Annotated in this window: 17 protein-coding genes; 7 read left to right on the plus strand and 10 right to left on the minus strand. The window is 75.1% G+C overall.

Going from position 1 to position 23513, the window contains the following annotated elements; genetic code table 11:
* The first annotated feature begins 30 nt into the window (after nt 1–30).
* A complete protein-coding gene (locus KV205_RS26060) occupies nt 31–540 on the plus strand; it encodes a Zn-ribbon domain-containing OB-fold protein (protein WP_265867059.1) in 510 nt (169 codons plus the stop codon).
* Complete coding sequence (locus KV205_RS26065) at nt 537–1724, plus strand: lipid-transfer protein (RefSeq protein WP_265867060.1); 1188 nt, start codon at nt 537–539, stop codon at nt 1722–1724. The genes KV205_RS26060 and KV205_RS26065 overlap by 4 nt, the downstream gene beginning before the upstream one ends.
* Before the next feature lie 19 nt (nt 1725–1743).
* On the opposite strand, the gene KV205_RS26070 is transcribed toward KV205_RS26065, so the two are convergent.
* Genes KV205_RS26070 through KV205_RS26085 form a run of 4 tightly spaced genes read right to left on the minus strand, consistent with a single transcriptional unit; the run spans nt 1744 to nt 6016 of the window.
* A complete protein-coding gene (locus tag KV205_RS26070) occupies nt 1744–2352 on the minus strand; it encodes an ATP/GTP-binding protein (protein ID WP_265867061.1) in 609 nt (202 codons plus the stop codon).
* A complete protein-coding gene (locus tag KV205_RS26075; protein ID WP_265867062.1) occupies nt 2333–2746 on the minus strand; it encodes a DUF742 domain-containing protein in 414 nt (137 codons plus the stop codon). Before KV205_RS26075 ends, KV205_RS26070 begins: the two co-directional genes overlap by 20 nt.
* Before the next feature lie 16 nt (nt 2747–2762).
* Entirely contained in the window at nt 2763–3200 is a 438-nt protein-coding gene (locus KV205_RS26080; protein WP_265867063.1) for a roadblock/LC7 domain-containing protein, read from the minus strand.
* Nucleotides 3197–6016, minus strand: a complete 2820-nt coding sequence (locus KV205_RS26085) for a nitrate- and nitrite sensing domain-containing protein (RefSeq protein ID WP_265867170.1) — start codon at nt 6014–6016, stop codon at nt 3197–3199. Before KV205_RS26085 ends, KV205_RS26080 begins: the two co-directional genes overlap by 4 nt.
* 424 nt (nt 6017–6440) lie before the next feature.
* Here KV205_RS26085 and KV205_RS26090 point away from each other — a divergent pair, with 424 nt between their 5' ends.
* Nucleotides 6441–6950, plus strand: coding sequence for a hypothetical protein (locus KV205_RS26090; RefSeq protein WP_265867171.1), 510 nt, complete (start codon nt 6441–6443; stop codon nt 6948–6950).
* 71 nt (nt 6951–7021) lie between these two features.
* Here KV205_RS26090 and KV205_RS26095 read toward each other — a convergent pair whose 3' ends face one another.
* The 5 genes from KV205_RS26095 to KV205_RS26115 form a co-directional block, all read right to left on the minus strand.
* On the minus strand, nt 7022–11842 hold the full coding sequence (locus KV205_RS26095) for a hypothetical protein (RefSeq protein WP_265867064.1): 4821 nt from the start codon (nt 11840–11842) through the stop codon (nt 7022–7024).
* Nucleotides 11843–11885: 43 nt separating this feature from the next.
* Nucleotides 11886–12782, minus strand: coding sequence for a hypothetical protein (locus KV205_RS26100; protein ID WP_265867065.1), 897 nt, complete (start codon nt 12780–12782; stop codon nt 11886–11888).
* Complete coding sequence (locus KV205_RS26105; RefSeq protein ID WP_265867066.1) at nt 12779–13249, minus strand: hypothetical protein; 471 nt, start codon at nt 13247–13249, stop codon at nt 12779–12781. The genes KV205_RS26100 and KV205_RS26105 overlap by 4 nt, the downstream gene beginning before the upstream one ends.
* Complete coding sequence (locus KV205_RS26110; RefSeq protein ID WP_265867067.1) at nt 13246–14793, minus strand: hypothetical protein; 1548 nt, start codon at nt 14791–14793, stop codon at nt 13246–13248. Before KV205_RS26110 ends, KV205_RS26105 begins: the two co-directional genes overlap by 4 nt.
* Nucleotides 14794–15011: 218 nt before the next feature.
* Nucleotides 15012–15719, minus strand: coding sequence for a GntR family transcriptional regulator (locus KV205_RS26115; protein WP_265867068.1), 708 nt, complete (start codon nt 15717–15719; stop codon nt 15012–15014).
* A gap of 167 nt (nt 15720–15886) precedes the next feature.
* On the opposite strand from KV205_RS26115, the gene KV205_RS26120 reads away from it, so the two are divergent.
* The 4 genes from KV205_RS26120 (at nt 15887) to KV205_RS26135 (ending at nt 19509) form a co-directional block, all read left to right on the plus strand.
* Nucleotides 15887–17167 carry an MFS transporter gene (locus KV205_RS26120; RefSeq protein WP_265867069.1) on the plus strand — a complete coding sequence of 427 codons (1281 nt, stop codon included), beginning with the start codon at nt 15887–15889 and terminating at the stop codon, nt 17165–17167.
* A gap of 85 nt (nt 17168–17252) precedes the next feature.
* Complete coding sequence (locus tag KV205_RS26125; protein WP_265867070.1) at nt 17253–18017, plus strand: LamB/YcsF family protein; 765 nt, start codon at nt 17253–17255, stop codon at nt 18015–18017.
* Nucleotides 18014–18640, plus strand: a complete 627-nt coding sequence (locus tag KV205_RS26130; RefSeq protein WP_265867071.1) for an allophanate hydrolase subunit 1 — start codon at nt 18014–18016, stop codon at nt 18638–18640. The genes KV205_RS26125 and KV205_RS26130 overlap by 4 nt, the downstream gene beginning before the upstream one ends.
* Nucleotides 18637–19509 carry a biotin-dependent carboxyltransferase family protein gene (locus KV205_RS26135; protein ID WP_265867072.1) on the plus strand — a complete coding sequence of 291 codons (873 nt, stop codon included), beginning with the start codon at nt 18637–18639 and terminating at the stop codon, nt 19507–19509. Before KV205_RS26130 ends, KV205_RS26135 begins: the two co-directional genes overlap by 4 nt.
* Before the next feature lie 116 nt (nt 19510–19625).
* Here KV205_RS26135 and KV205_RS26140 read toward each other — a convergent pair whose 3' ends face one another.
* Nucleotides 19626–23243, minus strand: a complete 3618-nt coding sequence (locus tag KV205_RS26140) for a hydantoinase B/oxoprolinase family protein (protein ID WP_265867073.1) — start codon at nt 23241–23243, stop codon at nt 19626–19628.
* Nucleotides 23244–23513: the final 270 nt, after the last annotated feature.

Below are 23513 nucleotides of genomic sequence, written 5' to 3' on the forward strand. Positions count from 1 at the left end.
CGTGGAGCGGGCGGCGGGAGGGGCCGGGAGATGGCACGGACGCGCAAGCCGGTGGTGGCCGGCTGGTTCACCGAGCACACCGAACACACCGAACACACCGGAGAATCCGGAGAATCCGGGGAGGGCGGCTTCCGGCTCCTCGGGACCCGTTGCACCGCCTGTTCCTCCGTGTTCTTCCCGCGCGTGGACGACTGGTGCCGCAACCCCGGCTGCCCCGGCGGCGGCGAACTGGCCGAGACGCCGCTGTCCCGGCGCGGCCGGATCTGGTCGTACACCGACGGGCGCTACCGGCCGCCCGCGCCGTACGTCTCCGACCCGGACGCGCCCTGGGAGCCGTACACCCTGGTCGCGGTCGAGCTGGCGGCGGAGGCCATGGTCGTCCTCGGGCAGGCGGCGCCGGGGGTGCGCACGGCGGATCTGGCGGTCGGCGCCGAGGTCGAGCTCGTGCCGGGGGTGCTGAACGAGGACGACGAGCACATCTGGACCACCTGGCACTGGCGGCCCGTCGCCGCCGCCGGATCCCCGGAGGCCCGCGCATGAACGACATCGCCGTCCTCGGAGCCGGAATGCACCCCTGGGGCAAGTGGGGCCGGAGTTTCGTCTCGTACGGTGTGGCGGCCGCCCGGGCCGCGCTCGCCGACGCCGGGCTCGACTGGCGGGACATCGGCTCGATCGTCGGCGCGGACACCGTGCGCGGCGGCTACCCCGGCTACGTGGCGGGCGCGACCTTCGCGCAGGCGCTCGGGTGGCAGGGCGCGCGGGTCAGCAGCGTCTACGCGGCCTGCGCCTCGGGCGCCCAGGCCATCAACACCGCACGGGCGCAGATTCTCGCCGGCCTTGCGGACGTGGTCCTGGTGGTGGGCGCGGACGCGGCGCCGAAGGGCTTCTTCGCACCGGCCGGCGGGGACCGGCCGGACGATCCGGACTGGCTGCGCTTCCGGGTGCTCGGGGCGACCAACCCGGCCTACTTCGGGCTCTACGCGCGCCGCCGGATGGCCCTGTACGGGGACACGCCCGAGGACTTCGCCCTGGTCAAGGTGAAGAACGCGGCGGCGGGCGCGCTCAATCCGCTGGCCCGCTACCGCACGCCGGTGACGGCGGAGGAGGTGGCGGCCTCGGCCGTGGTCGCCGATCCGCTGCGGCTGCTCGACATCTGCGCGACCTCCGACGGCGGCGCCGCGCTCGTCCTGTCGGGCATGGACTTCGCCCGGCGGCACGGGCACCCCGATCCGGTCCGGATCCGGGCGGTGTCGACCGTGACCCCGACCTATCCGAAGGCGGTCCTGGACCTGCCCGACATCGCGACCGACTCGGCCGTCTCCGTCTCCCCGGCGCCGCTCTCCTTCCGGGCGTCGATCGCCCGCGCCGCGTACGAGGAGGCCGGGCTCGGGCCCGGCGACCTGTCGCTCGCCGAGGTGTACGACCTGTCCACCGCCCTGGAGCTGGAGTGGTACGAGGACATCGGCCTGTGCGCGCCGGGCGAGGGCGCCAAGCTGGTACGGGACGGGGTCACCGCGCTCGGCGGGCGGGTCCCGGTCAATCCGAGCGGCGGGCTCGCCTCCTTCGGCGAGGCGGTGCCGGCGCAGGCCATCGCGCAGGTCTGCGAGCTGACCCGGCAGCTGCGCGGCGAGGCCGGCGACCGGCAGGTGCCGGGCGCGCGGGCCGGGATCACCGCCAACCAGGGCCTGTTCGGGCACGGGTCGGCGGTGGTGGCGGTGCGCTGAGCACAGCGCACCCGCCCCCTCAGGGCGCGAGCGCCTTCGGCGCGTCCGCGAGCACCAGGGCGTGCTCGACGACCGCGACCAGGACGTTCTTCACGGACTCCCGGTCGCGGGCGTCGCACATCACCAGCTCGACCTCGGGGTCGAGGTCGAGCGCGCCGCGGACCGTCTCCGCCGGGTAACGGCGGGCGCCCTCGAAGCAGTTGACGGCGACCGTGAACGGGATGCCACGCCGCTCGAAGTAGTCGATGGCGGCGAAGCTGTCCTCCAGGCGCCGGGTGTCGGCGAGCACGACCGCGCCCAGGGCGCCCTGCGCGAGCTCGTCCCACAGGAACCAGAAGCGGTCCTGGCCGGGCGTGCCGAAGAGGTAGAGGACCAGGTCCTCGCGGAGCGTGATCCGGCCGAAGTCCATGGCGACGGTGGTGGTCGACTTGGCCTCCACGCCGTGCAGGTCGTCGACCGGCCGGCCCGCCTCGCTCAGGATCTCCTCGGTGCGCAGCGGCCGGATCTCGCTGACCGCGCCCACCAGAGTGGTCTTGCCGACCCCGAATCCGCCCGCGACGAGGATCTTCAGCGTGACCGGCTCGACCGGCGGCTGCTGGCGGGTGGAGCTAGAGCGCCCGAAGGCCATTGATCACCTCGCGAAGGATGCTCACGTCCGGCAGTTCGGCCGGCGGAACGGGGCGGGTCACGTGTACGAGCTCGTCGTCGACGAGGTCGCCGACCAGCACCCGTACCACGCCTACGGGCAGGTCGAGGGCGGCGGCGAGTTCGGCGATCGACTGCGGCTGCTCGGCGCAGCGTTCGACGATCTCCACGTGTTCGGGGGACAGCGTCTGGTCACGTCCCGGGTCGTCGGCGGCCGGGTCGAGCACCACGAGCGCGATCAGGTCGAGCCGGTGGCGGGTCGCGGCGCTGGTGCGGCCGCGGGTCATGGCGTACGGGCGGACCACCGGGCCCGCCTCGTCGTCGAACCAGCGGGCGACCGGCTCCTCGCGGGACTGGTCGGTGTCTGCGTCGGTCATGCCGTCCCCCCTCTCCTCATCCTCCGGCGGTCAGTCCGGACCGGGGGGCCGTGGCGAGGTGCGCGCCGACCCGCTTGACCATCAGGGTCATCTCGTACGCGACCTGGCCGACGTCCGAGTCGGCGTCGGCGAGCACGGCGAGGCAGCTGCCGTCGCCGGCGGCGGTGACGAAGAGGAAGGCGTCCTCCAGCTCGACCACGGTCTGCCGGACGCGGCCCGCCTCGAAGTGGCGGCCGACGCCCTTGGCGAGGCTGTGGAAGCCGGAGGCGACGGCGGCGAGGTGCTCGCCGTCCTCGCGGGTGAGGTCCTGCGAGGCGCCGGTGGCCAGGCCGTCGCTGGAGAGCACCAGGGCCTTGCGGATGGAGCCGACGCGCTGGACCAGTTCGTCGAGGAGCCAGTTCAGCTCCCCGTTGCCGTGGGCGGAGCTGTGGGCTGCGGCGTTCGGTGCGGTCATCGACCGTCCCCCTCGGGTGTCGTTCCTGGTGCTGTCGTTCCGGGTGCTGTCGTTCCGGGTGCGGTCGTGTCGGGTGCTGTGGTTCCGGGTGCTGTCGTTCGGGCGTTCTGCCGGCGGCCGCGCTGCCAGCCGCGCTGCATCGAGGCCATGCGGCTGCGCACCTCCTCGGCGTCCCGCTCGAAGGAGTCGGTGCGGTCGGCGGGCGCCGGGCCGGCCTGGCGGCCCGGCCGGTCGTCGGCGCGGTCCCCGGTGCGGTCGCCGGTGTCGCGCAGCTGGGGCGCGAGGCTGGCCTGCCGGACCCGGCGGGGCAGTCCGGCGAAGGGGGCGGGGCCGTCGTCCTCGGCGACGGGCACCGGCACGGGTACGGGCACGAGGGTGGGCGCGGGGCGGACCCGGGCCAGTTCCATCGTGTCGTCGGGCCGGGTGCCGGCGGAGTCGTCGTCGGCCGGGCCGCCGGCCGGGTGGGCGCGGCCGTCCTCGTCGAGACGGCGGCCGTGGTCGACGACGAGCGTCGGCGGGCGGCGGCGCGGCAGCGGTACGGGACGGGCGGGGGTGCCGTCGGCGGCGCGGCCGCCGGAGTGCTCCGGGGTCTGCTGGTGCTGCTCGCCGCGGCGGCGGTGCTCGCGGGCCCGGAACAGGCCGCCGCGCTCGCTTTCGGTGTCGAGCAGGTCGTCCGCGCCGCCGAGCAGGGCGCCGAAGCCCTCGGCGCCGAGCGGGGCCTCGAGTTCGACGGGGCCGTCGAGGAGCGGGGCGGCGGGTTCGAGGGCCGGGTCGGGGACCTTGGTGAGGGCGGGGCGGCGGGACGGCAGGCCGTCCGGGCCGGTGCCGCCGGTGCGGTCGAGGGTGCTGCGGTCGAGGGTGCCGCCGGGTGTGCGGTCGGGGGTCTTGCGGTCCAGGCGGAAGCCGGCGCCCTGGGTCTCGGGGGCGTCGGTGAGCAGCGCGGCCGGGATGAAGACGACCGCGGTGGTGCCACCGTACGGCGAGGGCTGGAGCGAGACGCGGACGTTCTGGCGCTGGGCGAGGCGGCTGACGACGAACAGGCCGAGCCGGTCGGTGTCGGACAGCTCGAACTCGGGGGTCTCGGCGAGCCGGAGGTTGGCGTCGAGCAGGGCGTCGGGATTGATGCCGAGGCCGCGGTCGTGGATCTCCAGGGTGAAGCCGTTGGCGACGCGCTCGCCGAGCACCTGGACGGCGGTGTGCGGGGGCGAGAACACGGTGGCGTTCTCGAGGAGTTCGGCGATGAGGTGGGTGAGGTCGGCGACGGCGGGGCCGCCGACGCCGAGCCGGGGCAGCCGGCGGACCTCGATGCGCTCGTAGTCCTCGACCTCGGCGACGGCGGCGCGGACCACGTCCATCAGCTGGACGGGCTTGCGCCACTGGCGTGAGGGGGCGGCGCCGGAGAGGATCACGAGGCCCTCGGCGTGCCGGCGCATACGGGTGGTGAGGTGGTCGAGCCGGAAGAGGTCGGCGAGTTCCTCGGTGTCCTCGGTGCGGCGCTCCATGGTGTCGAGCAGGGTGAGCTGGCGGTGCAGCAGGACCTGGTTGCGGCGGGCGAGGTTGACGAACACCTCGGAGACGCCGCGGCGCATGTCGGCCTGCTTGACGGCGGCCTCGACGGCGGCGCGCTGGAGGGTGTTGAGGGCCTGGCCGACCTGGCCGACCTCGTCGTCCTCGTACCGCAGGTGGGGCACCTCGGTCTCGACGTCGACGTGTTCGCCGGCGGCGAGCCGGCGCATGACGCTGGGCAGCCGGACGCCGGAGACCTCCTGGGCCTCCTTGCGCAGCCGGCGCAGGTCGCGGACGAGGTCGCGGCCGATGCGGACGGAGACGATGACGGAGACGAGGAGGGCGACGAAGCCGAGGACGCCGGCGACGCCCGCCTTGAGGAGGACGCTGTACGCGGCGGGCTGGACGCGGTCCTGATAGCGGTCGCCGGCCGCGTAGTTGTCGCGGGCGAGGCTGTCGAGGACGAGTCCGGACTGCTCCTGCCAGCGTTCGGCGGTGACGGAGTGCGGGCGGTCGGTGGCGCCCTCGGTGATGAAGGCCTCCTCCGCCTTGCGCAGCGGGGCGGTGTCGGCACCGGACCAGTACTTCTCGAAGCGGTCGCGCTCGGTTCCGGGCAGCACTTCGAGGCTGGTCTCGTAGAGCAGCTTGCGGCCGGCGACGAGGTCGGTGACCAGGCGCGCCTCCTCGCCGGTGACGCGTTCGGCGATGAGCGCGGAGGCGATGACGGCGTCCTCGCGGGAGAGGAGTTCGCGGGCGCGGGTGACGCCGACGAGGGCGCGGCCCTGCTTGTCCATCTCGACGTTCTCCAGGGCGTGGAGCGTCATGAGGAAGCCGTAGCAGGGGTCGACGAGCCGGTTGTAGAACTCCAGGGCCTGCATGCGGCCGATGCTGCGGTTCTCCACGGAGCGGCGCAGCGAGGAGAGGCCTTCGAGGGCGGTGAGGAAGGAGTCGAGGCGCTGACCGGTGACGGGGTTCATGTCGGCGCGCACGCCGCTGTCGGCGGCGTTGCGGCGGATCAGCTCGATCTGCCGGTCGGTGGCCTCGCGTTGTTCGCGCAGCCGGGTCTGGGCGTCGGCGGCGCGCGGGTCGGCGAGGTAGATCAGGGACTGGCGGCGTTCCTTCTGGATGACGCGGGCCGTGTCCTCGATCGGATAGCCGATCTTCTCGACGATGTAGCCGACGTCGAGGAGCTGGCGTGCCTCACGCCCGGTGAGGACGGTCGCGAACCCCCACAGTCCGGTGAGGGAGACGAGCGGCACGAGCAACAGAGCCACGATCTTCCTGCGGATGGACTTCCCGCGAAAGCGCATGGCCTCCCCCAGCTCGGCCTCCGCGGCCACGGAGGTCCCTCACGTCGTCACGCCCGGCGTCAACTCGTGGCGTCAACCTTCATCTTCAACAAACCGCGCGCGAGCCTACTACTGCATCACAGCCATCTCGAAGACGTGTCCGGACGATTTTCAGCCGGTCGAGTGAGCGTTGATCATGAGATGTCCCGGTATTCGGGGAGTTGAGTTCCGGCAGTGTGGCGTAGGACACCTGACAACGGGACAATTCCGGGCTCCGGGCAGATGGCTGGAACTTTTCGTTCCGGAAGCGGGTGAAGGGGACCCCGGCGAAACCTTTTCCCCCACGCGTACGTCATTCTGTACCGGGGGGGTTGTGTCCGCGTAAAGCGACCCAAGACGGGCAGCAGTCACCCTGGAGACATCCGTGGTGGGGAGTGAGGGCGCGATGGGCCACGAGGCGCGGCCGGTGCGGCAGTTGTGGGTGGAGGACGACCGGGGCCGGAACCGGCTACCGGATCCGGTGCGCACCGCCGCGGTGCGCGCGGTGCTCCTCACCTCGGTGACGCTGATACAGGCGATGGTCGCCTTCTTCTGTTCGGTGACCGGCTCCTGGCTCGCCTTCCCGCTGACCGTGTCGAGCGTCGCCAGCACGGTCGTCGCCACGTGGAGCGTCCTGGACGTGTGGGTGACCCGTCAGGTCTGGCGCCAGCGCAACGGGGTCGTGTCGGAGCCGAGCAGCGTGGCGCGCCAGGCGCGGCGCGAGCGGCGCCGCCAGGAGCGGGCCGCCCGCTCTGAGGCGAAGAAGAGCGCGAGCGTGAAGAAGTCCGCGAGGGCGACGAAGACCGCGCGTGCGGAGAAGACCGCGAGCGTGAAGAAGGGTGAGCGGGTGGCGGGCGGGGAGCCGGCCGCGGAGCGCGCCGCCGAGGACGGCCGGGTGCTCACCGACGCCGCCTGAGCGGCGCACGAGAACGGCCGACGGCCCGGCTCCCCTTCGGGGGATGCCGGGCCGTCGTGCGTCCGGGGGCTCTACTGCTCGGCGTCGGGCGCCGGCTGCTCCGCCGGTGTACGGCGGAACACCCGGGTCGCCGTGATCTCGCCGTGGATCGTCTCGCCCTCGGTGCGCTGCTGCGGCAGACCCGGCCGCAGGTGCTCCTCCACGCTGATGTACTTCAGACCGGCCCGCAGGTCCGCGTCGTTGCGCAGCCGGATCACCAGCGGGAACTCGGCGAGCGCGGTCGTGTCGAACAGACCGGTCGTGTAGAGCAGCTGGACGCCGAGCGCGTCCGACACCGCCCGCTGGAGTTCGAGGAGATACGTGGCGTTGGCGCGGCCGATCGGGTTGTCCAGGAACAGGGTGCCGGCGTGCCGGTGCTTGTCGCGGCCCCGGTCGTTGGAGCGCAACGCGGCCATCGTGCAGTAGAGGGCGATGGCGGCGGTGAGCAGCTGGCCGCCGGAGAAGACGTCGCCCATCTGTCCGACGGGGACGCGCTCGGCGCGCAGCACCGCGTCCGGCTTGAGGATCTCCACGGCGATGCCCTTGGGTTCCAGGGCGGCCTGGACGCCGCGAAGCAGCAGGGACATGCCGTCCCGGCGCAGGTCGGAGTTCTTCTTGACGGCGGCGCGGGTGGCCTCGTCGATGACCTCGCCGAGCCGCTCGGTGAGCGTGGCCTGGTCGGGCTCCTCGAAGCGGATCCGCAGGAACTCCTGGCCCGACCACTCCCCCAGGCCCTCGGGCAGCCGGGACAGGCGCTGGGCGGAGCGCAGCGTGGTGAGCGCCGACTCCACCAGGCCGCGCAGCCGGTCCACGATCGAGTCGCGGTTGCGCTCCAGCTGCGCCAGTTCGTCGGTGAGCACCCGAAGGCGCGGTGCGAAGGCCTCGGCCCACTTGGCGGCGTGCTCGGGCAGCGCGGCGGCGGGCAGTTCGCGGATCTGCTGCCGGGCCGGGGTGCGGACCTGCTCGAAGCGGGTCGCGTTGGCATGCCGTACGAGGATGTCGCCGGCCTCGCGGACGGCGGCGTCCGCGGCGGACAGGTCGGCGGCGCAGCCGCGCAGCGAACGGCGGGCCTCCGCCGCCGAGGTACGGGCCTCGGCCAGCGGGCCCGGGTACGGCTCGGGCTCCTCCTGATCCTCCTCCGCGTGGTCGCGGAGCAGGTCGCGCAGCAGGGCGGCGGTCTCGTCGAAGCCGCCGGCGGCGTCCTCGGCGGCCCGGTGGGCCTGGAGCAGGCCGGTGTGCGCGGCGCGCGCGGCCTCCAGGGCGTCGGTGCGGGCGGCGAGTTCGGTGGTGGCTCCGCGCAGCAGGGTCTGGGCGTGCTCGGCGTCGGCCGGGACGAGCTCCTCGGGCAGCTCGGTGTGCGCCTCGCCGTCCTCGGGGGCGAGCCGCTCGGCCTCGCCGCGCAGCCGGCCCAGCTTCTCGCTGGCCTCGGAGGCACGGGTCTCCAGCTTCTGCACCAGCGCCTCGGCGCGGGCCGCGGCGGCCTGGCGGGACGGGCCGTCGGCGCCGTCGGTGGACTCCAGGAGCTGCTCGGCGCGGGTGCGGACCTTGTTGGTGAGCCGGTCGAGCTCGGCGAGGGCGGCGGACTCGTCGCTCTCGGCGCGGGCCTGCTCGGCGCGCAGGTCGGCGCCGACGCCGACCTTCTCGTACACCTGGGAGGCGGCCCGGTAGGCCTCGCGGAGGGTGGGGAGCGCGGCGCGCGGGGCGTCGGCGTCCTCCTCGGGGAGGTTCTCGGGGGCGCCGGCGATCTCGGCGCGCTCGGCGCGCAGCGCGCGGGCGGTGCGGTGGGCGTCGTCGGCGGCGCGCTGCGCGGCGCGGCGGTCCTCGTCGGCGGCGCGGGCGCGCTCCAGGCAGGTCTGGGCGCGGGCCTCGGACTCGGTGGCCTCGTCGGCGAGTTCGCGGAGCTTGGCCTGCCAGGCGGAACGCTCGCGGAGCCGGAAGGCGAGTCCGGCCAGCGCGTCGGCGGCGCGGCGGGCGCGCTGGGCGGCCTCCTGGCGTTCGTCGCGGACCCGGGTGGCGTCGGCGGCGGCCTCGTCGGCCTCGGCTCGTACCGTACGGGCTTCGGCGAGGGTGGCGTCGGCGGTCTCGGCGGTGGTGCGGGCGGCGGCGGCCACGGAGGCGAGCTCGGTCAGCATGCCGGGCGGGCAGTCGGCGCGCCAGGCGCCGATCCGGGCGGCGAGCGAGCGGTCGCCGGTGAGCCGGGCGGCGAGGGTGCGGATCTCCTCGTCACGGGCGGCGGCGCGGGCGCGCAGTGTCTGGCGTTCCTCGTCGGCGGCGTGCTCGTCGTGCATGGCCGGGTTCGGCGGGACGAGGAAGACGTCCGTCTCCTGGCCGGTCTCCGGCGCGGGTACGGGGGCGAGCAGCGCGGCGGCCGTGCCGACGGCGACGGTGGAGCGGGGCAGCAGCGCGGCGCCGCCCAGGACTTCGCGGGCCCGGGTGTACGAGACGGGGTCGGTGATCACGACGCCGTCGACGAGCTCGGGGCGGGCGGCGAGCACGGCGGCGTGGTCGGCGGGGTCGACGGCCTGGGCGAGATAGCGCCAGCCGGGGAGGGCCGGGATGCCGTGCTCACCGAGGTACTCGACGGTGGCGAGCACGTCGGGGCCGGGCGGCAGCAGACCGCCGTCGCCGAGGGCGCCGAGGATGCGGTTGTCGTCGGCGGCGGCGGTGCGCAGGTCGAAGAGCTGGCGCTCGGCGGAGGCGATCGACTGGTCGAGCAGGCCGCGCAGTTCGTCGGCGTAGCGGTCGAAGTCGGTGACGGTGAGGGGGCCTTGGGCGCGGTCGGAGGCGGCGGCGAGGCCGAAGGCCGCGCCGGTCGCGGGCGCGCGGCGGCCGTGGCCGTCCTCGGTGCGGCCCGTGCCGGGACCGTCGGGCTCGTGGCCGCTCGCCCTGCCGGCGGCGGGCCCGCTGCCGGCCGTGCCCGGATCTGACTGGCCGTGGGCCGAGCCGTCAGGGCCGGAGGCGCCGCTCCGCTGCCCCGGCAGCGACGAGCCGCCCGCGTCGGGCGTCGCGCCCGGCAGGCTCAGCAGTTCGGCCAGGCGCGGGTCGGCGGCCAGGGACTCGGCGGCGCGGCGCTCGGCGTCGTAGGCGTTCTCGGCGGCCTCGGCCGCGTCGGCGGCGCGGGCGGCGGCGAGTTCGGCGCGGGACTCGGCGGCGGCGGCCTCGCGGGCCCGCTCGGTGGCGCTGCGGGCGGCCTCGCGGGCCGCGTCCCAGGCGGCGACGGTGGTCTTCTCGGCGTCGCTGGCGGCGAGCGCGGCGCGGGCCGGGTCGGCGTCGGGCGCGGTGTCGTCGAGCCAGCCGGCCCGGACGGCCTCGGCGGTCTCCTGCTCGACCTCGGCGAGCCGCTGGCGCAGATGGCCGGCCTCGCTGCGGGCCCGCTGGGCGTCGGTGGCGGCGGCGGTGGCGTCGCGGTGGGCGGCCTCGCCGGTCTCCTGGAGGACGGCGGAACGCTCCTCCTCCTCGGCGGCCTGCCGCTCGCCCTCCTCGGCGGCGGAGGCCAGCGCCCGTACGAGATCGGCCGCGGCCTTGGCGCGGGCGGCGAGCGCCGGGGCGGCGTCCCGCTCGGCCTCGCGGATGGCGGCGGCGACGCGGGCGGAGCGGTCGCTCGCGGCGCGGTGGCGGAGCACGGACTCGGCGGCCTGCCAGGCGGAGTGCAGGGTGCGGGCGTCGGTGAGCTCGCGGCGCTGGGCTGCGGCGCCCTTCTCGGCGGCGGTGAGCGCCAGCGAGGCGTGCCGGTAGGCGAGTTCGGCGGCGACGAGGGCGCTGCGGCCGCGCGCGGTCTCGGCCTCGGAGACGGCGTGGGCGGCCTCGGTGACCTGCTGGGCGAGTTCGGCGGTGCGGCCGCGCTCCTGGGCGGCACGGGCGGAGAGCCGGCGGGCCAGGGTGCGGGTGCGGCGCTCGGCGCCGGCGTGCACGTCGCGGGCCCGGGCGCGCGTGCCGGCGGCCTCGACGATGCGGCCGAGGAGGTCGACGGAGCCGGCGGTGAAGTCGCGTTCGGCGGTGAGTTCGGCGCGCCGGCCGAGCTTGTTGCCGAAGCCGCTGACCAGGTCGGCGAGGCCGTCGGTGTCGCGGGTGTCGGTGACGGCGCGGAGCAGCAGGTCGGTGAAGTCGGAGTCCTTCTTGACCGCGAAGAGGCCGGCGGCCTCGCCCTCGTCGGCGTTCATCTCGCGCTGGTAGCGGAAGAGTTCGGGGTCGAGGCCGAGGTCGCCGAGGTGCTCGTTCCAGCGGTCGTGGATCTCCTCCCAGTACACCTCCAGGTGCGGGTAGGCCTTGCCCGCCTCGGTGAGGGCGTCGCGGAAGCCCTTCATGGTGCGGCGGCGGCCGGTGGCGCCGGAGGCGCCCTCGGCGGCGGGGCGCACGGAGGTGGCCTCGGCGACCGGCAGGTTGTCCAGGCTGAGGCCGGGGCCGGGGCGGAAGGAGTACCAGGCCTCGGCGAACTTCCGCGGGTCGTTGGAGACCTGGCGGCCGCGCCACTCGCTGACCTTGCCGACGACGACCAGCTCGCCGGTGAGGGTGTGCTGCCATTCCAGGGCGACATGGCCGCAGTCGTCGGCGAGCAGGAACTTGCGCAGCACGCCGGAGCTGGCGCCGCCGAGGGTGTTGCGGTGGCCCGGGAGCATCACCGAGAAGATCAGCTTGAGCAGGACGGACTTGCCGCCGCCGTTCTCCAGGAAGAGCACGCCGGCGGGGGCGGGGCGGCGCGGCGGGCCGACCGGCTCCTCCTCGAAGAACTCCGCCTGGGTGGGCGCGGGGTGGGGCACCGGCGCGCCGACCCCGCGCAGGTCCAGGACGGTGTCGGCGTAGCGGGCACCGGCCGGTCCGATGGAGTAGAGGCGGACCCGGGACAGCTCGTACATTGCGGCGGACTCTCGTGCTGGGAGTGGTCGATTACGGGGGCGGTCAGCCGTGGAAGGGCAGGCCGGCGTCAGCCGCGATCTCCAGGTCGTCGCCCTCGGGCGGCGGCAGGAGGGTCGCGGAGCCGTCGCTGACGGGGACGACGCCCAGGTCGAGCAGCTCGGCCAGGGCGGCGCTGCCGGCCATGTCACGGACCTGGAGCTGGTAGCGGGCGGTGGTGCGGTAGGAACCGCCGGACTCGTCGCCGGTGCGCTGCAGGAAGCCGGAGTCGGTGAGAAAGGCGACGGCCTTCCCGACGATGCCGGTGGTCGAGCCGGCCAGGCGGCGGGCGTCCTTGGTGGCGCCGGTGGAGCTGCGCCGGGCGTAGATCCGCCAGGCGGCCTCCAGGCCGGGGGCGTCGGTGGCCGGGTCGGTGTTCTCCCCGTCCTGCTCGGCGCGCTCCTCCAGGCGGCGGCAGGCCTGGCGGACGAAGGCGTCGACGCCGTTGACGGTGAGCCGGCCGATGTAGCCGTCGTCGGCCAGGTCCTCGGGGCGCGGGAAGGCCATCGCGGCGACCGCGAGGTGCGCGAGGCCGTGCAGGAACCGGTCGGCGGAGTCGGTGGAGGCGCGGCGCGCGTAGTCGCCCATGCGGACGGCGAACACGGAGTCCTCGCCGGCCGTCACGGCCATCCCGGCCCGCGGCGACACCTCCAGGACGACCAGGCCGAGCCCGGTGGCGACGGCATCGGCGAGCCGGGCGAACGCGGGGTCCTCGCGGTAGCGCCGCAGCAGTTCCGCGTACTCGTGGTCGCGGGCCGGCAACAGCTTGGGCTGAAGCCCGAAGGAGACGAGCCGCGCGGCGTCGGCCGCGTCGGCCGGGGTCAGCACGGCGGGCGCGGCCGGCGTCCGGGGGGCCTCCGGCTCGCTCCACGCGTCGGCGTGCTCGACGTGGTGTTCGCTCACGGCTGGGGCTCCTCGGTGCGGTTGTTCGGTGACGCGGGGTCGGTGGGGGCGGGGGTTGCGTACTCGGCGGGGGTGGCTGGGGCGGTCGGGGCGGGGACGGTCGACGTCCGGCCGGGCCGCGTAGGGTCCGCGGGCTTGGGGCGGGCTTCGGGGAGGGGGAGGCGTACGGGTGTCACCCTGACGGGTGGGAGGGGGGCGGACGGAGCGGGGGTGGGGCGGCGGGTGCCGGGGAGTGGGACGGGGCGGACGTGGATGCGGGTGAGGGGTGGAGGCGGGGCGCCGAGGTCGATGGGGCGGACGAGCGGGCCGTTCTGGGGCGTGGGCTCGGGCGCCGCGGTGGCCGGCGGCCCGTCCATGGCGCTCGGGCGCGCGACGACCACCCGGGCCACGCGCGGCCCGGACGCGGCAGGCGGGGCAGGCACGGGCGGCGCGGCGGAGGTGTCGTCCTCCGGGACCGGCGGCGTCACGAAGCCTCCGTGCGGTCGGCGGCCATGCCCACGGCGTCGAGGAGGGCGGTGCCCACGATGAGGTCGGCGCCGCCGAACTCGGGGTCGTCGAGCGGGGTGCCGTCGTCGACGGCGAAGAGCAGGCGCTCCTCGCCCTGGCGGTAGGCGGTGCCGACCGGGGGGCTGGCGGCGTGCACGGCGAGCAGCGCCACCAGGTAGGCGAGGTCGGGGTCGCCGCCCCGGCGGGCCTCGGCGAGGAGTCCGGAGAGCCGGCGCGGGGCGTCGTGCTCCAGGTCGAGCAGCTCCATGGCGGCGGCCAGCTGCTCGTCGCTGAAGCGGCTGTCGTCGGGGGTGGCGATGAGGTCCGGCTCGGGCATCTCGGCGCCGAGGTGCTGGCGCTCCACGGGCGGGGTGAGGAGCAGGTCGACCAGGTCGCCGACGCGCACGGCGGCGGGGGTGCGCAGTCCGGTGCCGCGAGCGAAGAAGGCGTCGGTGACCCGGGTGGCCTGCTCGACGGGGAGCGGGAGGACCGGGGCGACCAGCTGTCCGTAGAGGTCGAGTCCGGTGTACGCGGTGGGCGCGGCGAAGGCCTGGCGGTCCTGCTCGGCGCGGAACAGCGGGCCGGCCTCCAGGAGGCGGGACTGCAGCTGGGTGTGGCGGCGGATGCAGTCCTTGACGATGTCGACGAGCTCGGCGGCGCGCCGCTTGTGCTCGGCGGTCCTGGCGTCGGTCGCGGCCTCGGCCTCGTCGCGGGCCTTGCGGATGTTGGTGAGGATCGCGTTCTCGTGGCGGTAGCGGTCGGCGACGTGGTCGAGCGCCTCGGCGATCATGTCGGGCACGGTGTTGAGCCAGTCGACCGCGCGGACGTTGCGCCGGGTGGCCTCCAGGGTCTTCCGGAGGGTCTCCGCGTACTGCACGGTGCGGTAGCGGGCCTGCTCGGCGGCGAGCTGCGCGTCGGCGAGGCGGCCCCGGCTGATCAGGACCTCCAGCTTGACCTCGGCGGCGATCTGGGCGCTGGTGACGTCGGTGTCGAGGGCGCCGACCAGGACGTTGACCGCCTCGTCGGTGGTGCGCAGGTACACCCCGCCGCCGTAGCCGGGGACCTCTTCGATGAGCTTGAAGTCGTAGTCGCGACGCGTGTAGACGCCGTCGGCGCCGAACGTGCCGTAGACCGCGCGGAAGCCGCGGTCGACGCTGCCGACGTTGATCAGGTTCTCCAGGACCCAGCGGGCGACCCGCTCGTGCTCGGCGGCGGGGCGCTCGGGGGCCTGGGCGGCGACGCGGGGCAGCAGGCGGGCCACTATCTGCTCGTGGTCGGCGCCGGTGTCGAAGTCCATGTTGAGCGTGACCAGGTCGATCGCGGCGAGGGCGACCTCGGCCATCGCGTAGACCGAGTACTCGCCGGCCAGGTTGGCCTTGCGCGCGTCGAGGTCGTGCAGCGGAGCGGTGCACGCGAGCGCGCGGAGGCGCCGCGCGAGCCCTTCGTCGGCGGCCGGGCCCTGCGCGGGCCGCGGCCCCGCGCTGAGCTGGGGCGGAGCGAGGTCCGTCGAGGCAGGCGAAGTCACGGTGCACAGAGTAGGTCCTCGCACTGACAACGGTCGAAACGGCGCTTATACGACCGGGGGTGTGCGCCCCTCGGCGGGGCGCCGCGCCGGAACGGGCGCCGGGCCGGAACGGGCGCGCGGCGGGCGGCTATGGACCCGGCGCGGGTCCGGGTACCGGGGCACCCCACCCGTACCGCCTGTGCGGTCGGCCCCGCCCACCACAACAACTGTGGCGCCCATCACACCTCCGGGGCGTCGACCGCCTTCGCGTACGCCGCCACGATCCGGGTCCGGGAGTCGTCGAGGTAACCGGCGAGGAGCTGTTCGGCGCGGTCGAACCGGCCGCTCTCCAGGGCGTCCAGGATCTCCCGGTTCCGCTGGAGGTAGGGCTCGTGGAGCGCGCGGGCGTCGTCCACGACGTGGAAGGCGAGCCGGAGTTCGGCGAGGACGCCGCGCATCAGCTCGTCGGTGCGGGCGCTGCCGGCCAGGGCGACCAGTTCGCGGTGGAAGTGGATGTTGGCGGTGGAGACCCCCTTCCAGTCGCCGTTCCGCGCCGCCTCCTGGCCCTCGGCGACGGCGGCGGCCAGCGCGTCGAGGACGAACAGCGGCTCTTCCAGGCCCAGGCCCAGACCCCGTACGACAGCGCATTCGACGAGCCGCCGGGTGCGGTAGAGGTCGGCCACGTCGTCCACCGTGAGGACCCGGACGAACACCCCCCGGTTGAGCCGGTGGACGAGCAGCCGCTCGTGGGTGAGCAGCCGGAAGGCCTCGCGCAGGGTGTTGCGGGACACCCCGAGGGCGCCGCCGATGCCGTCCTCGGAGAGCCGGGTGCCGGGCGGGAAGAAGCCCTCGGCGATCCGGGTGCGCAGGATGTCGGCGACCCGCTCCGCCGTGCTGGTGCGGCCCAGCAGGGCGCGGTCGTCCGCCAGTTCGCCGATCGGGTCCATCGTGCCTCGTCTCCTCCGCGTCGTACGCCGCCGAGTCAAGCGCAGGAGCTCCCGCGAGACAAGAACGTGCCTCCGCGAGGCTTGTCGGATTGTTGAACGATCCCTACATTGAACGACGACTTCGGCACGTCTCTCCCGCACCCTCCCCTTCCTCCTGCGAGGTGCAGATGAGCACGACCCAGACCCCACGCCAGACGACGGGCGAACGCCCCGACGACCAGGGCGCGTTCGCCTGGCTGCGCGCGCTCGGCCCGCGCGGCCGGCGCGCCTTCGCCGGCGCTTTCGGCGGCTATGCCCTGGATTCGTACGACTTCTTCACACTGCCGCTGTCGATGGTGGCCATTGCCGCGTACTTCGGCCTCGACAAGGGCCAGACCGGACTCCTCACCACCGTCACGCTGGTGGTCTCGGCGGTCGGCGGCGCGCTCGCCGGGATCCTCGCCGACCGCGTCGGCCGGGTGCGGGCGCTGCTCGTCACCGTCGTCACGTACGCGCTCTTCACCGTGCTGTGCGGCTTCGCGCCGAACTACGAGACGCTGATGGTCTTCCGGGCGCTGCAGGGCCTCGGCTTCGGCGGCGAGTGGGCGGTCGGCGCGATCCTGGTCGCCGAGTACGCCTCCGCCCGGCACCGGGGCCGTACCCTCGGCGGCGTCCAGAGCGCCTGGGCGGCCGGCTGGGCGCTCGCGGTGATCGTCTACACCCTGGTCTTCCGCTTCGTGGACGCCGACACCGCCTGGCGGGTCATGTTCTGGACCGGCGCGCTGCCCGCGCTGCTCGTGGTCTTCGTCCGGCGCCATGTCGAGGACGCGCCGCAGGCGGCCGCGGTGCGCCGGGCGAGCGCCGACCGGGGCTCGTTCACCGCCGTCCTGCGCGGGCCGCTGCTGCGCACCACGCTCTTCGCGGTGCTGCTGTCCACCGGCGTGCAGGGCGGCTACTACACGCTGGCCACCTGGGTGCCGACCTTCCTCAAGACCGAGCGCGGGCTCACCGTGGTCGGCACCGGCGGCTACCTCGCCTTCCTGATCTCCGGCGCCTTCCTCGGCTATCTGACCGGCGGGCACCTCACCGACGTACTCGGACGGAAGAAGAACATCGCGCTCTTCGCCGTGCTCTCCGCGGCCGCCGTCCTCGCCTACACCCACCTGCCGCCCGGCGCGAACGACCTGCTGCTCGTGCTCGGCTTCCCGCTCGGCTTCTGCATGTCGGCGATCTTCAGCGGCTTCGGCTCCTTCCTCGCCGAGCTGTACCCGACGGCGGTGCGCGGCACCGGGCAGGGCCTCACCTACAACACCGGCCGCGCGGTCGGCGCCCTCTTCCCCACCCTCGTCGGCTTCCTCTCGGAGAGCTGGGGCGTGGGCGGAGCCCTGGTGTTCGGCGCGGTCGGCTACGGCCTGGCGGTGCTCGCGCTGCTCGGCCTGCCCGAGACCCGCGGCAGGGAACTGACCTGAACACCCCCACCCCCGGATCCGCACCCGCACCCGCACCCGCACCCGCACAGTGCCCGCACGCGGGGCCAAGGAAGGAGAACCTCTGATGACCCGGGTCTCGATCGACCTCAACGCCGACCTCGGCGAGGGCTTCGGCCGCTGGACGCTCACCGACGACGAGCGGCTGCTCTCGGTGGTCACCAGCGCCAACGTGGCCTGCGGCTTCCACGCCGGGGACGCGGCGACCATGCGCCGGGTGTGCGCGCTGGCCGCGGAGCGCGGGGTACGGATCGGGGCCCAGGTCTCCTACCGCGACCTGGCGGGCTTCGGGCGGCGCGCCATGGACGTGCCGCCCGCCGAGCTGGCCGCGGAGGTCGCGTACCAGATCGGCGCCCTGGAGGTGTTCGCCCGCGCGGCCGGCGCCACCGTGGCGTACGTGAAGCCGCACGGCGCGCTCTACAACCGGGTGGTGCGCGACGCGGAGCAGGCGGCGGCGGTCGTCTCCGGGGTGCTGCTCGCCTCCCCCGGGCTTCCGGTGCTCGGCCTGCCCGGCTCGCGGCTGCACGAGGCCGCGGCGGTGGCCGGACTGCCGGTGGTCGGCGAGGCGTTCGGCGACCGGGCCTACCGGGCGGACGGCACGCTGCTGCCCCGGGGGCAGGAGGGCGCCGTGCTGCACGACCCGGCCGAGGTGGTGGAGCGCTCGGTGTCCATGGCCCGGTTCGGGACGGTCGGCGCGCACTGCGGCAGCCCGGTCGCCGTACGGGCGCGCTCGCTGTGTCTGCACGGCGACACGCCCGGTGCCGTGGACCTGGCGCACCGGGTGCGGTCGGCCCTGGAGTCCGCCGGGGTCCGGGTGGAGGCCTTCGCATGAGGGCCCGTGAGGTCTTCCGGGTCGGCGAGCGCGGGCTGCTCGTCGAGCTGGTGAGCGGGGAGGCCACCGAGGCCTTCCACGCCGAGCTGCTGCGCCGCCGGGCAGCCGGTCTGCTCGGCGGGGTGCGGGAGATCGTGCCGGCCGCCCGGACCGTGCTCCTGGAGGGGGTCGCCGCGCCGGACCGGCTCGCGGCCGAGCTGCGCTCCTGGGACGTTCCGCCGCTCCACGCGCGCGTGGCGGCGTCCGTGGTGCTTCCGGTGCGCTACGACGGGCCCGACCTGGCCGAGGTCGCCGCCCTGTGGGGAGTGTCGGTGGAGGCGGCCGTACGGATCCATGCCGGAACCGAATTCCGGGTGGCGTTCTGCGGGTTCGCGCCGGGCTTCGGCTACCTGACCGGGCTCGGCGAGCGGTACGGGGTGCCGCGCCGGGTCACCCCGCGCACCGCGGTGCCGGCCGGTTCGGTCGCGCTGGCGGGGCCGTACACCGGGGTCTATCCGCGCTCCTCGCCGGGCGGCTGGCAGCTGATCGGGCGGACCGACGCGACGCTGTGGGACACGGCGCGCGAGCCGGCCGCGCTGCTCTCCCCCGGCACCCGGGTCCGGTTCACGGTGGCGGGCCGATGACCGACCGTGCCGTCGCCGTCGTACGGGCCGGGGCGCTGACCACCGTGCAGGACCTCGGCCGCCCGGGCCACGCCCACCTGGGCGTGCCGCGCTCCGGGGCCCTGGACCCCGGTGCCGTACGCCTGGTCAACCGGCTCCTCGGCAACGCCGATTCCGCGGCCGTCCTGGAGACCACGCTCACCGGCTGCGCGGTACGGCCGCGCCGGGCGGTGACGGTCGTGGTGGGCGGCGCCCCCTGTCCGGTACGGGTGGACGGGCGGCCCGCCGCGTGGGGCGCCCCGGTACGGGTCGGCGCCGGACAACTCCTGGACGTGGGCGCGGCGGTGCGCGGGGTGCGCTCGTACGTGGGGTTCGGCGGCGGGATCGCGGTCGACCCGGTCCTCGGCAGCCGCTCCACCGACCTCCTCTCCGGCCTCGGCCCGGCGCCGCTGACGGACGGCGCGGTGCTGCCGCTGGGGCCCGCGCCGGTTCCGGCGGCGGTACGGGGACGGGTCGACGCCCCGCCGTGGCCGGGGCCGCCCGACGAACTGGTCCTGCGCGTCCGGCTCGGCCCGCGCCACTCCTGGTTCACCGCTGCGGCGCTCCACGCCCTCGCCACGCGCGCGTGGCGCGTGTCCCCGGCCGGCAACCGCATCGGCCTGCGCACCGAGGGCCCCGCCCTGGAACGCGCCGTCCCGGGCGAACTCCCCAGCGAGGGCATGCCCCTGGGCGCCGTCCAGGTCCCCCCGGACGGCCGCCCGGTCATCTTCCTCGCCGACCACCCCACCACCGGCGGCTACCCGGTGGTGGCCGTGGTCCACGAGCACGACCTGCCGTCGACGGCCCAGGCGGCGCCGGGAACACCGGTGCGGTTCGTGCCGTACGCGTAGCGGCGGGGGGCCCGCGGGGCTGTTCCCCCACCCCGCCCCTTGCCGAAACCGGGGGCTCCGCCCCCGGACCCCCGCGCCTCAAACGCCGGCGAGGCTGAAGTTTTGCCCGACCCCCGTCACAGGGGCGGCGGGCCGTAACCCCCGCCTCCCGGTGTGCGGACGACGAGGACGTCGTCGATGCCGACGTCGGTGGTGTCGACGCCCGCCAGGTGGTCGACGGTGCCGGCGGCGCGTTCGATCGTGTTGGTGCCGAGGGCGCCCGGTTCGCCGCCGGCCATGCCGTAAGGGGGGATGCGGCGGTGGCCGGTGAGGAGGGCGATCGTCATGGGTTCGAGGAAGCGGATGCGGCGCTCGACGCCGGCGCCGCCGTGCCAGTGGCCGCGGCCGCCGCTGTCCTCGCGGACGGTGAAGGCGTCGACCCGGACGGGGTGGCGCCATTCCAGGACCTCGGGGTCGGTGAGCCGGGAGTTGGTCATGTGGGTCTGGACGGCGTCGGCGCCGCGGAAGCCGTCCCCGGCTCCGGAGCCGCTGGCGATGGTCTCGTAGTACTGGACGCGGTCGTTGCCGAAGGTGAGGTTGTTCATCGTGCCGGAGCCCTCCGCCTGGACGCCGAGGGCCGCGTAGAGGGCGCCGGTGACGGCCTGGGAGGTCTCGACGTTGCCGGCGACGGTGGCGGCCGGGTAGGCGGGGGCGAGCATGGAGCCGGCGGGGACGCGCACGTCGAGGGGGGCGAGGCAGCCGCTGTTGAGCGGGATGTCGTCGTCGACGAGGGTGCGGAAGACGTAGAGGACGGCGGCCATGACGACCGAGGTGGGGGCGTTGGCGTTGCCGGGCAGCTGGGCGGAGGTGCCGGTGAAGTCGAGGACGGCGGAGCGCTGTTCGCGGTCGACGGTGACGGTCACCTGGATCTCCGCGCCGCCGTCGGTCTCGTAGCGGTACGCGCCGTCCTTCAGGCGCGCGACGATGCGGCGGACGGACTCCTCGGCGTTGGCGCGCACGTGCCGCATGTAGGCGTGGACGACGTCGAGGCCGAACTGGTCGACGGTCTTGTGGAGTTCCTCGATGCCCTTCTCGTTGGCGGCGATCTGGGCGCGCAGGTCGGCGAGGTTGGTGTCGGGGTCGCGCGAGGGGTACGGGGCGCCGGTGAGCAGTTCCCGGGTCTCGGCCTCGCGGAACCGGCCGTCGCGGACGAGCAGCCAGTTGTCGAAGAGGACGCCCTCCTCGTGGACGGTGCGGCTGAAGGCGGGCATGGAGCCGGGGGTGATGCCGCCGATCTCGGCGTGGTGGCCGCGGGAGGCGACGAGGAAGCGGAGTTCGGTGCCGTCGGGGTCGAAGACGGGGGTGACGACGGTGACGTCGGGCAGGTGGGTGCCGCCGTGGTACGGGTCGTTGACCGCGTAGACGTCGCCCGGGCGCAGCCCGCCCGCCGCCCCGCCCTCGGCCCCGGCCTCGTTGCGGCGCAGCACCTCCTTGATGGACTCGCCCATGGAGCCGAGGTGGACGGGGATGTGGGGCGCGTTGGCGATGAGGTTGCCCTCGGGGTCGAAGAGGGCGCAGGAGAAGTCGAGCCGCTCCTTGATGTTCACGGAGTGGGCGGTGTTCTCCAGGCGCACGCCCATCTGCTCGGCGATGGACATGAAGAGGTTGTTGAACACCTCCAGGAGGACCGGGTCGACGTCGGTGCCGGCCGCGGTGCGGGCGGGGCGCGGGGTGACGCGGCGCAGCAGCAGGTGCCCGGTGTCGGTGGCGGTGGTCTCCCAGCCGGGGTCGACGACGGTGGTGGCGTCGGCCTCGGCGAGGATCGCGGGGCCGGCGACGGCGTCGCCGGGGCGCAGGTCCTCACGGCGGTGCAGCGGGGTGGGGACGGTGCGGCCGCCGCTGTACGTGGTGACGGTGGCGCGCGGCGCGAGGTCGCCGTCGCGGGTTCCCTCGGGCACGGTGACGGGGCCGTGCGGCCCGGCGGTGCCGATCGCCTCCACGGAGACGGCCTCGACGACGACCGGTGTGTCCATGATGAAGCCGTACCGCGCCTGGTGAACGTCTGTGAACTCGGCTTTCATCGTTTCCGGTGCGGCGAGCGGTACCGGCAGGCTCGCGTCGGTGCCCGCGTAACGCAGCAGCACGCGCGCGTGGGTGGTGATCGCGTCCTCGGGCAGTCCGTCGGCGCGCAGCTCCTCCCGGGTGCGGTCGGCGAGGTCCGCGCACAGCCCGTCGACGCGCTCGGGCGTGCCGGTCGCGTCGAGTTCCGCCTCGACCGACTGCTCCCGCATGGCGGTGGCGTCGGCGAGCCCGATCCCGTACGCGGAGAGGACACCGGCGAGCGGCGGTACGAGCACGGTGTCGACGCCCAGCGCGTCGGCGACGGCGCAGGCGTGCTGCCCGCCGGCGCCGCCGAAGCTGGTGAGGGCGTAGCGGGTGACGTCGTGACCGCGCTGCACGGAGATCTTCTTGACGGCGTTGGCCATGTTGAGGACGGCGATCTCCAGGAAGCCGGCCGCGACCTCCTCGGGGCCGCGCCCGCCGCCGATCTCGGCGGCGAGGGCGGTGAACCGCTCGCGCACGACGTCGGCGTCGAGCGGCTGGTCACCGTGCTCGCCGAACACGGCGGGAAAGTGGTCGGGCTGGATCCTGCCCAGCATCACGTTGGCGTCGGTGACGGTGAGCGGGCCGCCGCGCCGGTAGCAGGCGGGGCCGGGGACGGCGCCGGCCGAGTCGGGGCCGACGCGGTAGCGCTGCCCGTCGTAGTGGAGGACGGAGCCGCCGCCGGCCGCGACGGTGTGGATGCTGGTCATCGGGGCCCGCATCCGCACCCCGGCGACCTGGGTGCCGAGTTCGCGCTCCAGGGTGCCCGCGTAGTGGGACACGTCGGTGGAGGTGCCGCCCATGTCGAAGCCGATGACCTTTTCGAAGCCCGCCTGCCGGGAGGTGCGGGCCATGCCGACGACCCCGCCGGCCGGTCCTGACAGGACGGCGTCCTTGCCGCGGAAGTGCGCGGCTTCCCGCAGGCCGCCGTTGGACTGCATGAACATCAGCCGGATCCCGGCGAGTTCGCGGGCGACCTCGTCGACGTAGCGGCGCAGGATCGGCGAGAGGTAGGCGTCCACGACGGTGGTGTCCCCGCGCGGCACCAGCTTGATCAGCGGGCTGACCTCGTGCGAGCAGCTGACCTGCGGGAACCCGGCGGCGCGGGCGAGCGCCGCGATCCGGGTCTCGTGGCCGGGGTGCCGGTAGCCGTGCATCAGGACCACGGCGGCCGAGCGCAGCCCGTCGCGGTGGGCGTCCGCCAGGGCGTCGGCGACCGCCGTCTCGTCCAGCGGGGTGACGACGCGGCCGTGGGCGTCGACGCGCTCGGGGACCTCGACGACCCGCTCGTACACCGCCTCGGGCAGCACGATGTGCCGGTCGAAGATCCGCGGCCGGTTCTGGTACGCGATGCGCAGCGCGTCCCGGAACCCGGCGGTGATCAGCAGCAGGGTCGGCTCGCCGCGCCGCTCCAGGAGGGCGTTGGTGGCGACGGTGGTGCCCATCTTGACCACCGCGATCCGCTCGGCCGGCACGGGTTCCTCGGGCCCGAGCCCGAGGAGCAGCCGGATGCCGGCGACGGCGGCGTCGTGGCGGCGGCCCGGGTCGTGCGACAGCAGCTTCCGGGTGACGAGCCGCCCGTCGGGCCGCCGGCCCACGACGTCGGTGAAGGTGCCGCCCCGGTCGATCCAGAACTCCCAGCGTCCGGTCATGCCTTCATTGTGGCGGCGGGGGTGGGGTCGGGGCGGGTCTTACGAGTCGGGGCGGGGGCGGTGTTCGGGCTCCCGCCCGGGTCGCCGGGGGCGCGAGGGGGTGGGGCTGCCCTGGGCATGCCTGGCCCCGGCCCCGGGGTGTCTGAGCGTGGGCCTCGCCGGCGCCGCCGGGGTGCCCCCTTCCGAGGCCTCGCCAGGCCCAGGCGTACCGGCGGACCCGAGGCCCACCAGGGCCGTGGGTCCGGGGCGGCGCGCCGGGGCGCACCGGGA

The organism is Streptomyces sp. SKN60, assembly GCF_026236535.1.
Taxonomy (GTDB): Bacteria; Actinomycetota; Actinomycetes; order Streptomycetales; family Streptomycetaceae; genus Streptomyces.

What these genes read in the sequence shown, in the direction of transcription:
- KV205_RS26060 (WP_265867059.1), top strand. Translation starts at nt 31, where the DNA reads ATGGCACGGACGCGCAAGCCGGTGGTGGCCGGCTGGTTCACCGAGCAC.
- KV205_RS26065 (WP_265867060.1), top strand. Translation starts at nt 537, where the DNA reads ATGAACGACATCGCCGTCCTCGGAGCCGGAATGCACCCCTGGGGCAAG.
- KV205_RS26070 (WP_265867061.1), bottom strand. Translation starts at nt 2,352, where the DNA reads ATGGCCTTCGGGCGCTCTAGCTCCACCCGCCAGCAGCCGCCGGTCGAG.
- KV205_RS26075 (WP_265867062.1), bottom strand. Translation starts at nt 2,746, where the DNA reads ATGACCGACGCAGACACCGACCAGTCCCGCGAGGAGCCGGTCGCCCGC.
- KV205_RS26080 (WP_265867063.1), bottom strand. Translation starts at nt 3,200, where the DNA reads ATGACCGCACCGAACGCCGCAGCCCACAGCTCCGCCCACGGCAACGGG.
- KV205_RS26085 (WP_265867170.1), bottom strand. Translation starts at nt 6,016, where the DNA reads ATGCGCTTTCGCGGGAAGTCCATCCGCAGGAAGATCGTGGCTCTGTTG.
- KV205_RS26090 (WP_265867171.1), top strand. Translation starts at nt 6,441, where the DNA reads ATGGGCCACGAGGCGCGGCCGGTGCGGCAGTTGTGGGTGGAGGACGAC.
- KV205_RS26095 (WP_265867064.1), bottom strand. Translation starts at nt 11,842, where the DNA reads ATGTACGAGCTGTCCCGGGTCCGCCTCTACTCCATCGGACCGGCCGGT.
- KV205_RS26115 (WP_265867068.1), bottom strand. Translation starts at nt 15,719, where the DNA reads ATGGACCCGATCGGCGAACTGGCGGACGACCGCGCCCTGCTGGGCCGC.
- KV205_RS26120 (WP_265867069.1), top strand. Translation starts at nt 15,887, where the DNA reads ATGAGCACGACCCAGACCCCACGCCAGACGACGGGCGAACGCCCCGAC.
- KV205_RS26125 (WP_265867070.1), top strand. Translation starts at nt 17,253, where the DNA reads ATGACCCGGGTCTCGATCGACCTCAACGCCGACCTCGGCGAGGGCTTC.
- KV205_RS26130 (WP_265867071.1), top strand. Translation starts at nt 18,014, where the DNA reads ATGAGGGCCCGTGAGGTCTTCCGGGTCGGCGAGCGCGGGCTGCTCGTC.
- KV205_RS26135 (WP_265867072.1), top strand. Translation starts at nt 18,637, where the DNA reads ATGACCGACCGTGCCGTCGCCGTCGTACGGGCCGGGGCGCTGACCACC.
- KV205_RS26140 (WP_265867073.1), bottom strand. Translation starts at nt 23,243, where the DNA reads ATGACCGGACGCTGGGAGTTCTGGATCGACCGGGGCGGCACCTTCACC.